The sequence below is a fragment of the Microbacterium sp. PM5 genome, assembly GCF_003293595.1.
Classification (GTDB): Bacteria; Actinomycetota; Actinomycetes; order Actinomycetales; family Microbacteriaceae; genus Microbacterium.
Map to the genome: position 1 here is coordinate 269841 of NZ_CP022162.1, position 12835 is coordinate 282675.

18 protein-coding genes are annotated in these 12835 nt (G+C 65.6%); 13 read left to right on the forward strand and 5 right to left on the reverse strand.

Features of this window, described 5'->3' with window-relative positions:
- Positions 1 to 121 precede the first annotated feature (121 nt).
- The 3 genes from CEP17_RS15025 (at position 122) to CEP17_RS01300 (ending at position 1511) form a co-directional block, all read left to right on the forward strand.
- A complete protein-coding gene (locus tag CEP17_RS15025; RefSeq protein ID WP_162722376.1) occupies positions 122 to 574 on the forward strand; it encodes a hypothetical protein in 453 nt (150 codons plus the stop codon).
- Positions 575 to 960: 386 nt separating this feature from the next.
- Entirely contained in the window at positions 961 to 1272 is a 312-nt protein-coding gene (locus tag CEP17_RS15305) for a recombinase family protein (protein ID WP_275427305.1), read from the forward strand.
- Positions 1269 to 1511: a hypothetical protein gene (locus CEP17_RS01300; protein WP_112930966.1), complete on the forward strand. Its 243-nt coding sequence runs from the start codon at positions 1269 to 1271 to the stop codon at positions 1509 to 1511. Before CEP17_RS15305 ends, CEP17_RS01300 begins: the two co-directional genes overlap by 4 nt.
- A 116-nt stretch (positions 1512 to 1627) precedes the next feature.
- Here CEP17_RS01300 and CEP17_RS15030 read toward each other — a convergent pair whose 3' ends face one another.
- Positions 1628 to 2290, reverse strand: coding sequence for a hypothetical protein (locus CEP17_RS15030; RefSeq protein ID WP_162722377.1), 663 nt, complete (start codon positions 2288 to 2290; stop codon positions 1628 to 1630).
- Between the two features lie 1363 nt (positions 2291 to 3653).
- Between CEP17_RS15030 and CEP17_RS01305 the strand changes: the two genes are divergently transcribed.
- From CEP17_RS01305 to CEP17_RS15035, 3 genes are all read left to right on the forward strand, one after another.
- A complete protein-coding gene (locus CEP17_RS01305; protein WP_112930967.1) occupies positions 3654 to 4298 on the forward strand; it encodes a T6SS immunity protein Tdi1 domain-containing protein in 645 nt (214 codons plus the stop codon).
- Positions 4299 to 4442: 144 nt separating this feature from the next.
- Positions 4443 to 4913, forward strand: coding sequence for a DUF4265 domain-containing protein (locus CEP17_RS01310; protein WP_162722378.1), 471 nt, complete (start codon positions 4443 to 4445; stop codon positions 4911 to 4913).
- 20 nt (positions 4914 to 4933) lie between these two features.
- Positions 4934 to 5560, forward strand: a complete 627-nt coding sequence (locus CEP17_RS15035) for a hypothetical protein (protein WP_162722379.1) — start codon at positions 4934 to 4936, stop codon at positions 5558 to 5560.
- 334 nt (positions 5561 to 5894) lie between these two features.
- Here CEP17_RS15035 and CEP17_RS01320 read toward each other — a convergent pair whose 3' ends face one another.
- A complete protein-coding gene (locus CEP17_RS01320) occupies positions 5895 to 6083 on the reverse strand; it encodes a hypothetical protein (RefSeq protein WP_112930970.1) in 189 nt (62 codons plus the stop codon).
- A gap of 142 nt (positions 6084 to 6225) precedes the next feature.
- Between CEP17_RS01320 and CEP17_RS01325 the strand changes: the two genes are divergently transcribed.
- Both CEP17_RS01325 and CEP17_RS01330 read left to right on the forward strand, forming a co-directional pair.
- Entirely contained in the window at positions 6226 to 6762 is a 537-nt protein-coding gene (locus CEP17_RS01325) for a barstar family protein (RefSeq protein ID WP_204359846.1), read from the forward strand.
- A 721-nt stretch (positions 6763 to 7483) separates the two neighbouring features.
- Positions 7484 to 7954, forward strand: coding sequence for a hypothetical protein (locus tag CEP17_RS01330; protein ID WP_162722380.1), 471 nt, complete (start codon positions 7484 to 7486; stop codon positions 7952 to 7954).
- A gap of 101 nt (positions 7955 to 8055) precedes the next feature.
- Here the strand turns inward: CEP17_RS01330 and CEP17_RS01335 are convergent, their stop codons facing one another.
- A complete protein-coding gene (locus tag CEP17_RS01335; RefSeq protein ID WP_198013032.1) occupies positions 8056 to 8193 on the reverse strand; it encodes a hypothetical protein in 138 nt (45 codons plus the stop codon).
- Positions 8194 to 8409: 216 nt separating this feature from the next.
- Here CEP17_RS01335 and CEP17_RS01340 point away from each other — a divergent pair, with 216 nt between their 5' ends.
- Entirely contained in the window at positions 8410 to 9363 is a 954-nt protein-coding gene (locus CEP17_RS01340) for a DMT family transporter (protein WP_112930973.1), read from the forward strand.
- Positions 9364 to 9380: 17 nt separating this feature from the next.
- On the opposite strand, the gene CEP17_RS01345 is transcribed toward CEP17_RS01340, so the two are convergent.
- Together CEP17_RS01345 and msrB are read right to left on the reverse strand one after the other, a co-directional pair.
- The gene (locus CEP17_RS01345; RefSeq protein ID WP_112930974.1) at positions 9381 to 10007 is read right to left on the reverse strand and encodes a nitroreductase family protein; all 627 of its coding nucleotides are present in this window, start codon (positions 10005 to 10007) and stop codon (positions 9381 to 9383) included.
- A complete protein-coding gene (msrB, locus tag CEP17_RS01350; RefSeq protein ID WP_112930975.1) occupies positions 10004 to 10420 on the reverse strand; it encodes a peptide-methionine (R)-S-oxide reductase MsrB in 417 nt (138 codons plus the stop codon). Before msrB ends, CEP17_RS01345 begins: the two co-directional genes overlap by 4 nt.
- 74 nt (positions 10421 to 10494) lie before the next feature.
- Between msrB and CEP17_RS01355 the strand changes: the two genes are divergently transcribed.
- The 4 genes from CEP17_RS01355 to CEP17_RS01370 all read left to right on the forward strand — a co-directional run bounded on the left by CEP17_RS01355 (position 10495) and on the right by CEP17_RS01370 (position 12719).
- The gene (locus CEP17_RS01355; protein ID WP_112930976.1) at positions 10495 to 11484 is read left to right on the forward strand and encodes a DUF2332 domain-containing protein; all 990 of its coding nucleotides are present in this window, start codon (positions 10495 to 10497) and stop codon (positions 11482 to 11484) included.
- 18 nt (positions 11485 to 11502) lie between these two features.
- Entirely contained in the window at positions 11503 to 11772 is a 270-nt protein-coding gene (locus CEP17_RS01360; protein WP_036316065.1) for a DUF3263 domain-containing protein, read from the forward strand.
- 9 nt (positions 11773 to 11781) lie between these two features.
- The gene (locus CEP17_RS01365; RefSeq protein WP_112930977.1) at positions 11782 to 12354 is read left to right on the forward strand and encodes a LytR C-terminal domain-containing protein; all 573 of its coding nucleotides are present in this window, start codon (positions 11782 to 11784) and stop codon (positions 12352 to 12354) included.
- A gap of 161 nt (positions 12355 to 12515) precedes the next feature.
- A complete protein-coding gene (locus tag CEP17_RS01370; RefSeq protein WP_005051075.1) occupies positions 12516 to 12719 on the forward strand; it encodes a cold-shock protein in 204 nt (67 codons plus the stop codon).
- The last annotated feature ends 116 nt before the right edge of the window (positions 12720 to 12835 follow it).

Genomic DNA, 12835 nt, shown 5'->3' on the forward strand with positions numbered 1-12835 from the left:
TGCCGTGCGGCCATCTTGTGACGGGCGCGCCAAGGATCACGCGCGGTTGCGACCGGTGGTGCGCGACTTGCTCCTGGCCTAATTTGCGCCGAGCCGAGACCAGTCGGCGTAGCGTGAGCGCGTGGACACGACTGAACTACGGTTGCTTGATTCTCAGGTGAGGGCTGGCCGCGTGTCACTCTTCCATGGTGGTGCGCCCGATTTACGCCCTGGCGACTGGGTTCTTCCGCCGTCTCTGTCGGGCATGCCGAGCATGCGCGAGAGGTCCGAAGCTGCCGGATTCACGCGCGTAATGACGTCGGAAGACCTCGTCTATGTCACCACGGAGCGTGCTCTTGCTGCCGCGTTCGCGGCCGATTGGACGACGCGGATGCCCGGAACGGGCCGAGGCTGGCTCTACCGAGTGGATCTTGAGGATCACGAGCTCGTGCCCGACGATGATCTTCCTCGGGGACCATTCATCAGCTTCCAGCTGCCCCGTGTCCGAGTGTCCGCTGTACTCGATCGCGGTGTCGATCCGAACGATCGACGGCACGTGCGCGAACTTCGCCGGTTTGTTGCTCTTATTGCATGAACGGCGGGGCGCGAGAGGTGGCGGCCACTGGGGAGCTTGCCCGAGCTCTGAGGAATCGGTGTCGCCATCGCCGGTGCGGACTCTCGGGTGGCGAATGGGTGGCGAATAGCACTGGCTGGAGGAGTGCTCGACTGGTTGCGCTCGGTCATGTAGGGCCACTACTCGCGGCAAAGTCAGCTCGTCAGATGCCCGCTCTGGTAATACGGGGGTTGCAGGTTCAAGTCCTGTAGCCGGCACTGTCTATCTGACACTCTGACCAGCTGACTTCCGTGGAATCACGCGGGAGGGCGTTCGGCGACCCTTCGCGCATACGTCGCCCTACCTGACCAGGCTTCTCCGACGCAACTCGTCCGGCGCCGTGCATGTGGTGGCTATGAGCGATATGAGTGTTGATCTGGACCCCTTCGAGATGTGGGACGAGGTGGAGCTGTCCGTGCGCACGGGCTTCCACGTCCGCAAAATCCGGCGACACCCTCGCGGTGCCGAAAATGACCCGCTTGGCCCGCAACGTCGAGGACACGCTGCACATGGCTCGCGATCTCACTGGGCGGGGAGCGATCTTCCAGATGGGCCACACGGTCTACGACCCGCGTGACCCGTGGTCGAAGCTGTTCCTGAGCTTTCTCGCCGCGATCGCGGAAGCCGAGGGTGAGTCGATCAGCCTGCGCACCCAGGGGCGGATGGAGAGCGGGCGATGAAGCTGATACCGATCCCCGACGTCGATCGGAACCCGCAGCTTTGGGTCAACGTCGATCACCTGGTGAGCGTGATGCCCATTTGCATGGGCGGCGCGATGGGGATCGTCGTCGACGCGGCGGACCTGAAGATCGATGGGATGCAGCCGTACCGGGTCAGACTCGGAGAGCATGCCAATCGCGCCGCTGCGCAGCTGGCGTTCGAGAAGTGGATGGAGCAGCTGCAGGGCGATCTGTCCTGAGCGCAGCAGCGAGAGGTGACCCAAGGGGGCTTCGGTCGCGATAGGGAAAGGGTTCAGTTCTGCACACACTCGCGGGCTGGATTGAACTTGTCGCCGGTTCATCCCCCACACCGCACTCAGTTTTCTGCGCTCGAGATGTCTCCATCGTCGCCCAGCTCGAGAATCGAAGCAGCAGCACGGGTGGCCTCGTCCACGCGGCAGTCCTTCGGTGGGAAGAAGAGCCCGACGCCGCCACCGATCAGGTAAGCGTCCCACGTTCGTCCCTGCACATCAGCGACTCGTACGGCTCGAGCGTGCCCGGGTAAGGGGAGGAACCGCACACTGCCTACGCTGACGATCTGATCAGATGGCAAATCGACGAGCGTCGCTCCGTGCCGGTCGACGATGCGCAGACGCGATCGGTCTGCATAGAGGACACTTGCTCCGTCATCTCTCATCCCGCGTCGATCATCGGGCCCATAGGGAAAGGTAGCGACGGCCGCTAGAGCGAGAGCGAGCTGCCCTGACTCCGTTGCTTTGTGCGCTACTCTCTGCACGATCTTTCGCGGCTTGATCCGCAACTGATAGACGAGGGTTGCAGCGAATCCAAGTACTGCGACGGCCCAGGCCGCCTGCAGGTAGTCCCCGCGAACGACCCCGATGGAGAAGAGCGTTGCGCATGCAAGGCCACTGCAAAGAAGCAGAAACGAGTACATCCACGCACCAACGCGTGATGACGCCATGACGAACTCAATACCGAGCATTAGCGCATCTCTCTGGGGGGCGTCATGGATCGCCACGGGCCCTGCTTGGTGAGACTGATGATGATCGTCCAATTCTATGGAGGGGCCTTACGACGCTTCGATCGCGCTGAGTCCGAAACTGTGCACGTATGAGGGAAGGTCGAGTCTGGATTGTCGGGATGTCGCGTAGACAGTCGCGGACCCAGAGACCGTCTCCAGCCGCGTATCGTCGACCTCCACTATCACTGTCCCAACGTCGACGTGCGGCAAGTCGTGTCGAAAGCGCTCACCGACCAGTGCAACTGCGCTCTCTTTGGTGTCGGTAAGAGCTAGGGAATACCTGTCGTGCAATGTGTCGGAATCCTCGTTCCAGATGGTCCGCACTCCGAAGAGCGATACTCCTGCATACGGCGGTAGGCGCGCGGCGTACAGCTGCTGTTCGAGCGAGAACGGTCCCATCGACCGGGGTCGGCTCCCCGGGCTGAGGGGAATCAACGGGGCAGGATCGCGAACTAACAGGCGGGCTTCGATCCCCGGTTTCCTGATTCGCCAGTCGAGCAGCGTGGGCGTGAGGTCTTCGACCCCGACAGAATGTTCTCGTTTCGCTATCTGTAGCTGCCGTCAGATCCACACCTGGACAGCTGAGCTTGCGGTCGACGCTGGGCGCTCTTGGCGCTGGTGATCCCGTATTTCCGCGTTTGCCCGGCCTTTGTGATCTCGTAAACGGGGTAGTTCTTGTCCGGTCTGTAGTTTCGTCCGCTGGGACGGGGCACCACGCGTGGCTCGGCACGCGCGATCTGTTCCGCCGCAACGCCAACGACGGCGACAACGGCAGCCACGGCCACAACGCCACGTACGGCCCACCCGATGGGGCCGAGAATCGCCAGAGGCGCCGCGGCTACGAGCATTGCAAATTGACCGGACAGGTCGAGCTGGTTGATGGGGTCGGTGGGGTAGATGTAGTCATTTTCGACGCCGCCTTCTACGGGATCGACGGAGAGGAACCGTCCAAGGCCGGGGACGTACTGGCATGCGCCCCTCTGGATCGTTGCGACAGATCCTGTGTGCTCGTAGAGCTTCTGGTGCTGTCCGAGCCATCCGGGGTCCGCGTCACTGCCGCGCAGCGTGGGAGGAAGCTGACGCAGTTGTATCCGAGAAAGACGTCCTCGTCGACGGTCGATCCGGATGTTCGGTGTCGCCGACGTTCTTCTCGAGAGTCACATTCTCGCCGGCGAGACTCATCTCGGCTACTTGAATGGAGGCGGTGAGCTTGGCGCGGTTCCCGGGCCGGCTCTCTTCGTCGACCATGCTGCGATTCCGCGGTGGCGGGGGTCTTGTTATCGGCAGAGTTGAGGTGGCCAAGGCCTGAGCGGCGGAGGCGTGGGTCTGCATGGCAATATGTCGATAGGTAAGGAGCCTCATGTTCGATGAGTTCCGACGCGAGTTCGGCGCACGACGCGACGTGGTGTCGAGTGCAGGCCTGCCCTGGCACGATGACGCACTGCTTACGGTGCCCGGATACTCGTCCTTCATGGACGAGTTCGCAGGGGCATCGTTTCGTGGCGGTCTTTACCGACTTCATGACGATGAGTCGGGCCCGGCCGCAGCACAGTGGATCTCAGAGATGTTTCCGACGACGGACATCCGCCCCTTCGCCTTCGATTGGCTCGGGCGTCAGTTCGGCTTCGACGCCGCGGCTGCGGAAGATGCACGTTTCCGATCGGTGCTTCTCGTCGAACCCGGGACGGGAGAGATCCTGACGATCCCCGCGACGTTCGACGATTTCCATGACTCAACGCTGCACGAATACGAAGACGCTGCGCTTGCGTCAGCCTTCTTCTTGGAGTGGGTGAATGAGTGCGGGCCTACGCTGCCGATCAGCCATGACTACTGCGTTGGGTACCGAGTCCCGTTGTTCCTCGGCGGGGCGGATGCTGTGACAAACCTGGAGCTCACAGACATGGCGGTCTACTGGGGAGTCACGGGTCAGCTGTGGCTGGCGACGAGAGCGATGCAACCGGGGACTGGACTGGGGAGCGTGAGCATCGGTCGTGGCGACAGCTGAAGGGCAGAAGCAGCAGCTCGATGCTCGCGCCGTCATCCGAGAAGGAGCGGAGGATCTGTCTGCCCTGCAACGCCGTGAGGGCGCGGATCGCTATCCGGCATCGCCGAGAGACGGCTCTCGGGACGTGCGGCGTGGAGGCCCACAGTGAATCGAACACCCAGGCAGTACACGGCGCACCACGAGCCCATCTGGCGAGAGCGTGCCAACTTCATCGTCGTCGCGCCGTTGCCGGAGCAGGACCGACATGAGCAGCTGTGGTGCCGGCAGCTGACCGAATCGACATTCGAGGTCTGCTGCATACCGTTCTTCCTCTACGACGTCGCGCTCGGAGACGTTGTCGAAACCGAGACGACGTCGGAAGGAGCTTTCAGCGTCCGTCGCGTGACGGAGCATTCGGGGCGTTACGTCTTCCGCGTGCTCTTCTCTGACCTCTCAGCCGAGACGCAGGCCGAGGTCCAGGACCGTGTGATGGGTCTTGGAGGAGCGGTGGAGCGGGGGACCCCCAAGCTGATCGCGATCGACGCGGAGAATCAGAGGGTCGCTTCCCGAGTCGCCGATTATCTGCAAACCCAGGAGGCTGACGGCAGGCTCTTCTACGAGACGGGCAGAGTATGACCGCGCCAGGAGGTCAAGAGGTGGTGCTGGAAGAGCTCGCCCGCCGTGGATACCACTTCGACTCGCTGGCAAACCTGCGTCGGTCTGGGCTCCGGTACGTCAGCGCGATCCCCGTGCTTGTACAGGCGCTCGAAGGATCAGATGATGACCGTGTCGCGATGGAGATCGTCCGTGCGCTGAGCGTTCCGTGGGCGCGACCGACGGCGACCCGCGCGCTCATTCAGTTTTTCCGTCGAGCTGATGTGCCGTCAAATATGGGTGTTCGTTGGGCCGCAGGTAACGCGCTGGAGACGTCCTGGGATGACGCGGCTTTCGATGAGTTGGTCGATCTGGCTATGGATGTGCGGTATGGGCGGGGACGAGAGATGATCGTGTTCGGGTTCGCCAAGTCCAAGCGTCCGGAAGCGAATCAGGTGTTGCTGCGGTTGTTGTCTGATCGTGACGTCAATGGGCATGCCGTGTCGGCGCTTCGGAAGCGAAAGGTGCGGTTGCCCGCTTCTGTGCTCGACGGACTGCTCCACGATGACCGCACGTGGGTGCGCAGAGAGGCGCAGAAGGTTCTGGAGGCGTACCCGGTTGGCTCCGCTGGGACACGTCAGGTCCGTACTCTGCATTCGAGCAATCTGGACGACGTCAATGCGCCATGAACCGGAACTCTATGGTCGAATCTGCGGCTACCAGCCGCCGGACCTTCCGTGGGGAACGAGCGGAGAAGACCCATCCTGGGATATTTGTCCTTGCTGCCGTGTTGAACATGGATACGAGGACTCAACGCCCTCCAGCTCGCTTCGCTTCCGCGATCGGTGGCTCGCCGCCGGTGCGCCTCTGTTCAAACCCAGGATCGTCGATGACGATCTCGCAGTGCCCGACCGTCTGCACCGCGTGCCTGAGCAGTATCGGTAGATGCCGCCCGTCTCACCCCCGTCATATGGTCGTTTCCCGCGAGATGCGAGGCTGCGTGCCCCTGAAGGAAGTGACCGCTTACGGTGCTCGATGCGCGTGGATCGCTCGAGCAGCCAGGAACGGCTTGATGGAGGAGAGGGCGACAACCACACCGCTCGCTACTCCTGCAAACCCCATGAAGCCCTGCGCGGCATAGGGCAAGCTGAGGAACGTCAGCATGAGGCCCAGGAGTACGAGCAGAACCCCGCCGATGATGTTCGCCCTCATGATCCGACTCTACTGACGCCGCGCAGAGGAGTTCCGGAGGTCGGTGCGCCAGCTGGGGGCGTCTTGTGACGTAGTCAGACGGGTCGGCATACTGGACCGACGTCCATTACTCGACGTTCGTGACTATTCGAGGGGCCATGGAGTGACAAGCCTTGTGGAACCTCTGCGGGCGGGGATGGGGAGCGCCTTTGTGCTGCTTGCCGGGAGACGAAACGAGATCGCCACGGCCCGGTGGAAGTGGAGCACGGGGCTGGGAGTTGCGGTGCGCGTTGTGCGCGGGCGGAAGATGAGGGACGCGGCGGGCGTATTCGACGAGTTCGCGGCTGCTCTGCAGTTCCCCACCTACTTCGGAGAGAACAGGGATGCGTTCGACGAGTGCATCAGTGAAGCGGACGAGTTCTCTCGTGACGTTGGGCTCGTCGTTCTCCTGACTGAGCCGGATCAAGTGCTGGCGGATGAGTCGCCGGCGTCTCTGAAGTGGCTGGTGTCATCGCTCGAGCACGCTGCGCTGGAGTGGGGAACACCGATCGCCTTGGGGGAATGGTGGGACCGCCCGGCTGTTCCCTTCCATGTCGTTCTTGCCGGCGAAGGCCCCACGACCGCGGCATCGATTGCACGCTGGGAAGCGGCCGGCCTCTCGGATCTCGGCACGGTGGACGCCGACGGAACGATCGGCTAGTTTCTGGCAGTGATTCCTCTTGCAGACGTGCTACGCCCTCACGGCGTTGATCTAGCGGGATTGCCGGCCGCCGAGGCCGATCCCTTCGCTCAGGAAGGTGCCCTACAGGAAGCACAGCTCTTGTCCGTCCGGTTCGATGCCGTGACGGGTGTTGCCGGGCTCCTTTTCGAGATGCGCCCGTCGTTGCAGGTCCGGGATGCGAACACAGGTGTGCTTGTGGCACGGCGTGTTCGAGAGCTTTCATGGTCGAGCCCAGCGCGAAGCGGTGGGCTGTCGGCCTGGCCGGTCGGGAGTTCCACCACCCATCGTCGCGCCGGGATGGTGCGATTCGAGCTCGATATGTGGCCGGCGCCCGGGGCATCTCTCTCCTTCGAGGCGTCGGACGCCGACTTCTTCCTCGGCAGGGTCCCAGGGCTCACGGCTGCGCCGCCTGACTACACAGAGGTGTCGCCAAAGGAGGCGGACGGTCGGATCGCCGATTGGAACTCGAGCTTCGTGCCCGTCGGGCTTTCACGATGTCTCCCGATCCCGCCCGATGCTCGCGTCGGGTAGGCCGGGAGTTCCGGCCCTGCAGGAGTCGATTTCTCGGCACGATCGATCGGTTCACGCCGCCATGAATGTCGTTCACCCATCCAGCGAAGAGTCGATCCTCTCGCAGCTCGCGACCCTCGGCTACGCATCCTCGTCGTTGGCTGATTTGCGACGTTCTGGCATCCGATACGTGAGCGCCATCCCCGTGTTGGTGGATGCTCTGGAACGAGAGACGGATGATCGCGAAGCAGAGGAGATCGTCCGCGCACTGAGTGTGCCATGGGCGAAGCCGGTCGCTATTCCGGCGCTCATTCGGTTCTTCCGGCGCGCATCTGACCCAACCAACCTGGGAGCACGGTGGGCTACAGGGAGCGCTCTGGAGATCATTTGGGACGATGCGTACTTCGACGAGCTGGTCGATCTGGCGACGGATGTGCGGTATAGGCGGGGACGAGAGATGGTTGTGCTCGGGTTCGCCAAGTCGAAGCATCCGGAGGCGAATCAGGTCTTGTTGGGGTTGTTGGCGGATCGTGACGTCAATGGGCACGCCGTGTCGGCGCTCCGGAAGCGAAAGGTGCGGTTGCCCGCTTCGGTGCTCGGCGGACTTCTCCGGGATGACCGCACGTGGGTACGCAAAGAGGCGCAGAAGGTTCTCGAGTAGGCGATCGTCGGCTTCGTAGCGGCGATGGTGATCGCCCGCCGTGCGATGCGATAGCGAGGCCCCTCAGCGTTGCCTGAGCGCACCGGGTGCGCGAACTCGATTCAGCCGAGGCTGACCGACTGATAGTAGGCGACGGCTGCCCAGACGAGCACGCCCACGCCGATCATCAGAGTGCCGACGCCGACGAACTGCCAGATGACGAGTCGGCGCTCGGGGGCGGGGAGGTCGCGAAAGGCCATGCGGTGATCGTAGCGAGTCCGCTGCGTCCATCGCGTGTCCATCGCGTTATCCACGGCGATGCGCTCGGCATCCGCCGGCTCGCACCCCTAGATTCGATTCCGTGGACGAGCACGAGCCGCGTACCGAACCCGACACCGTCACCGAAGCGATCTGCATTCTGGGCTACGACTGACCGATCGGCTCCTCTCCCACGCGCCCGGCTAGGCTGAGGAGTCGTGACCGCACCGACGACGCCCCGGCTTCCCGCCGGTGTGGCTCTCGGTGGTGCCGTGCTGGTCGGCGTGCTGACGGCGCTCCAAGCCCGCATCAACGGGCAACTCGGTCTGCGCATCGGTGACGGGCTCGTCGCCGCGGTCATCTCCTTCGGGTCGGGCCTCCTGGTGCTGGCTGTGGTGTCGGCGCTGCTGCCGACGGGCCGCCGAGGTTTCGGCGCTCTGGTCGCCGGCATCCGGGCGCGCACGATCCCGTGGTGGATGCTGGCAGGCGGCCTCGCCGGAGCGCTCACCGTCGCAACGCAAGGCCTCGCCGTCGCCGTGATCGGCGTTTCCCTGTTCACTGTCGGGGTCGTGGCCGGACAGACACTGAACGGCCTGGTGCTCGACCGCGTCGGCTACGGCCCGGCGGGCGTCGTCGCGGTCACCATGCCACGCATCGCGGGCGGCGCGCTGGCCCTCATCGCCGTCGGTATCTCGTTGCAGGGCGGCGTGGTGGAGCGCGTGCCCTTGTGGATGCTGGTGCTGCCCTTTCTGGCCGGTGTCGGCATCGCGTGGCAGCAGGCGACAAACGGGCGGCTGCGCCAGCGCGTCGGGACGCCGTTGACCGCGACCTTCGTCAATTTCTTCGGTGGAACGGTGGTCCTCGCCATCGCGGCCATCGTTCACGTCGCCGTCGTCGGCGCGCCCCGCGCACTGCCGACCGAGGCGTGGCTCTACCTCGGCGGCGTGGTCGGAGTGATCTACATCTTCCTGTCGGCGGCGCTCGTCGCCCACACCGGCGTTCTGCTGCTCGGCCTCGGCGTCGTGGTCGGCCAGCTCGCCACTGCATTCGCCCTCGATGCCGTGTGGCCCGCCGATGCCGGGCCCGGCTGGGGAACCGAACTGTTGATGGTCGTGGTGGCCGCAAGCTCGGTCATCGTCGCCCTCGCCCCCTGGCGGCGACAGCGACACTGATCGGCCGCCAGGGCCCGTCAGCTCTTCTTCTTGTCTTTCTTCGCGCCGGTCGTCGTCGCCCCGCCGTCCTTGTCCGCCGCCTTCGCGGAGGCGGGCATGCGGCTCAGATGTGCGCGCGGATCGACGCTCTTGCGCCGGCCGGGACGTGCGCCGCTGGGCTTGCCGCCGACATACAGCCAGCCGAGCAGTTCCTCGTCCTTCGTGAGTCCGTGCGCCTTGGCGACCGCCTTGGCTCGCGTGTAATGACCGGTGCGCCAGATGACGCCCCAGCCCGCCTCATCCAGCAGGAGGCTGAGCACATGGGCGACGCCCGAGGCAACCGCCTCCTGCTCCCAGCGCGGAACCTTCTCGCTCTTGCGGTAGCTGGCGACCACGGCGAGGAGCAGCGGGGCGCGCAGAGGCTTCGTCGACGGCTTGTCGTCGCCCTCGGCCTTGGCGATCGCGGCGCCGAGCGTCGCCCGGTCATCTCCGCGCAGCTCGATCACACGCCACGGTCGCAGCGAGGAGTGGTCAGCGACCCGCCCCGCTGCCGCGATCAGGGTGAGAAGCTCGGCGCGGGCGGGCGCGGCATCCGTCACCTTCGACCAGGAGCGACGGTTTCGCACCGCCGCCAGTGCGGGATAATCCGTGACCGTCTCGATCACGACGCGTCCGCCTCCGGGGCCGGGGTGAACGACAGTGACAGCGAGTTCATGCAGTACCGGTCGCCGGTGGGCGTGCCGAAGCCGTCGGGGAAGACATGTCCGAGATGCGAGCCGCAGTTCGCGCAGCGCACCTCGGTGCGGACCATGCCGTGGCTGCGGTCTTCGATCAGCTCGACGGCCTCGGGGCGCACCGACTCGTAGAAGCTCGGCCACCCGCAGTGCGAGTCGAACTTCGTTCCACTCTGGAACAGTTCGGCGCCGCAGGCGGCGCACGTGTAGAGACCGGCGCGGCTCTCGTCGAGCAGCTCGCCGGTCCAGGCGCGCTCGGTACCCGCCTGGCGGAGCACCGCGTACTGTTCGGCGGTGAGTTCCGAACGCCACTCGTCGTCGGTCTTGGTCACGCGGTAGGTCATGTCTGGCTCCTTACTCCACCCACCATTCAACCCGACGCAGGCCGCGGTCGGCTCGGCCCGCGAGAATGTCACCCATGAGTTCCCTCCCAGAATCGGTGTCGGCCCGCTATGGCCGGTTCGCCCGCGAGGAGGCTCCCGGACGTTCCGCGCTGTACGGCGAGTGGGCCGCCGGAGTCGCGGCGGATGCCGAGGCGCAGGAGGTGCTCGGTCGGATCGCGCCTTCTCATCGTCAGCCCCCGCTCGTCTTCGCCGCCGCTCGGATGCTCGGATCCGGCGAAGGCGGGTACCGCGAGTGGCGGCAATGGGTGCTCGCCCACGGCGACGAGCTGGTCGCGGAATGCGGGGCGCGCTCTCTGCAGACCAACGAACCCCTCCGGTGCGCCGCCCTGCTGCCCGCGCTTGCGGGCATCGACGGGCCGATCGCGCTGCTCGAGGTCGGAGCGAGCGCGGGACTGTGCCTCTACCCCGACCGCTACTCGTACCGGTATCGAGGCGTCGCCGGCGAGATCGTGCTCGATCCCCCCGACGGGGCGTCGTCGGTCGTGCTCGAGAGCGAGCTGCGCGGTCAGCACGTGCCCCCGTTGCGGCATCCGGAGATCGTCTGGCGGGCGGGCATCGATCTCGCGCCACTGGATCCGGCCGACCCCGCCACCGAGGCGTGGTTGACGGCTCTCGTCTGGCCGGGCGAGACCGGACGCGCGGATCGGGTGCGTTCCGCGCTGCGCATCGCGGCGGCGGACCCGCCCCTCATGTTCGCGGGAGACGGCGTCGAACAGCTCGCCCGCGCGGCCGCGGCGGCGCCGCGGGAGACGACACTCGTCGTTCAGACGCCGGGTGTCCTGGCCCATCTCGGATGGCATGCGCGACACGCGTTGATCGAGGCGGCATCCGCCGCAGGACGATGGATCACCCTCGATGCCCCCGCTCTCCACGAGGGCTGGCGCGGTGGCGCGCCGGCGACGTGTGCGGCGGAGGGCTTCGCGCTCGCACGAGACGGCATCGTCCTCGGCCGTGCCGATCCTCTTGGGCGATGGCTGGAGTGGCATCCCGGCGGGTGCGGCTGACGGGGTTAGCGTGAGGACGTGCCCCTCTCCGACCGCGATCGTCTCCTCCTCGACTTCGAGTCGCGGTGGATCGCACACGACGCCGTGAAGGAGGAGGCCATCCGCGCCGAACTCGACCTGGCGCCGGCCCGGTACTACCAGCTGCTCGCCCGCATCATCGATCAACCGGATGCCGCGGCGCACGACGCCATGCTGGTGCACCGTCTGCGCCGGCTCCGCGACGCGCGCGAGAGCGAGCGCGAGGGACGCGCGGCCGTTCCCGCCGTCCGCACGGGAACAGGCCGATAGCATTCTGGGGTGCCGAGTACGCCCCCGCAGAAAGACCGCTTCGATGATCTCGCCCTCGAGGGAGGGCGCATCGGTGCTCACCGCGCCGAGAATCCGCGTCTGCGAGGCGGAGTCGTGGTGCTGTGGTCGATCATCGCGATCGTCGTTCTGGTCGCGGTCGGCATCTTCGGCACGCTGATCGCCACTGGCCGCGTCACCCTCTTTCCCACGCCGAGCGCCACGCCGACGACCATCGCGACCGCCGAGCCGGGCATCGACACGTCCTACGCGGTGACGGTCCTCAATGCGACGACGCAGTCGGGTCTGGCCGGCTCCCTCGCGCAGACCATCGTCGCGGCCGGATGGGCGTCCGACAGAGTCACCGCCGGCGACGCCAGCTCCAAGGACTTCCCGACCACGACGGTCTTCTACTCCGACCCCGCCGAAGAAGGGGCGGCGCGCGGCCTCGCCCAGGTGATCGGCGGCGCGGCGGTGACCCTCAGCGACGCCTACGCCTCTCTTGCGGGTGGCGACGGCAGCAAGCTCCTCGTCGTCGTCATCGGCGCGGATCGCACGGATGCCGGAGCCACTCCGGCCGGCTGACCCCACCGCCCGGTGATCACGAGCGTGGTCATGAGCGCCGAGCGTGTTTCGCGCGTGTGAACAGTTCGATGCGCCCGTGTCAACAGTTGCCGGAACGGCGATTTCGCCGCTCTCGCGCTGGTTAGCATTGCGACGTCCCACCGCAGCATCAGGAGATTCGCATGGCCCAAGGCACCGTCAAGTGGTTCAACGCCGAGAAGGGTTTCGGCTTCATCACCGTGACCGACGGCCAGGACGTGTTCGTCCACTACTCCAACATCGACATGTCGGGATTCCGCGTCCTGGAGGAGGGGCAGACGGTCGAGTTCACCGTCGGAGCCGGTCAGAAGGGCCCCCAGGCCGAGTCGGTCCGCGTCGTCGCCTGACGCCGTCCGGCCCTCCCATCGCGCCCGCTCGGCGCGGCTTGCACTCGTCATGCCAGAGTGCCAGAATGAGTTAGCACTCAATCATCGCGAGTGCTAAAGACTCATCCTCACGTCCG

Bases quoted from the DNA above. Each gene is read 5' to 3' on its own strand.
- CEP17_RS01370 (WP_005051075.1), top strand. From the start codon at position 12,516: ATGGCCCAAGGCACCGTCAAGTGGTTCAACGCCGAGAAGGGTTTCGGC.
- CEP17_RS01300 (WP_112930966.1), top strand. From the start codon at position 1,269: ATGAAGCTGATACCGATCCCCGACGTCGATCGGAACCCGCAGCTTTGG.
- CEP17_RS01335 (WP_198013032.1), bottom strand. From the start codon at position 8,193: ATGGCCTTTCGCGACCTCCCCGCCCCCGAGCGCCGACTCGTCATCTGG.
- CEP17_RS01305 (WP_112930967.1), top strand. From the start codon at position 3,654: ATGTTCGATGAGTTCCGACGCGAGTTCGGCGCACGACGCGACGTGGTG.
- msrB (WP_112930975.1), bottom strand. From the start codon at position 10,420: ATGACCTACCGCGTGACCAAGACCGACGACGAGTGGCGTTCGGAACTC.
- CEP17_RS01355 (WP_112930976.1), top strand. From the start codon at position 10,495: ATGAGTTCCCTCCCAGAATCGGTGTCGGCCCGCTATGGCCGGTTCGCC.
- CEP17_RS01320 (WP_112930970.1), bottom strand. From the start codon at position 6,083: ATGAGGGCGAACATCATCGGCGGGGTTCTGCTCGTACTCCTGGGCCTC.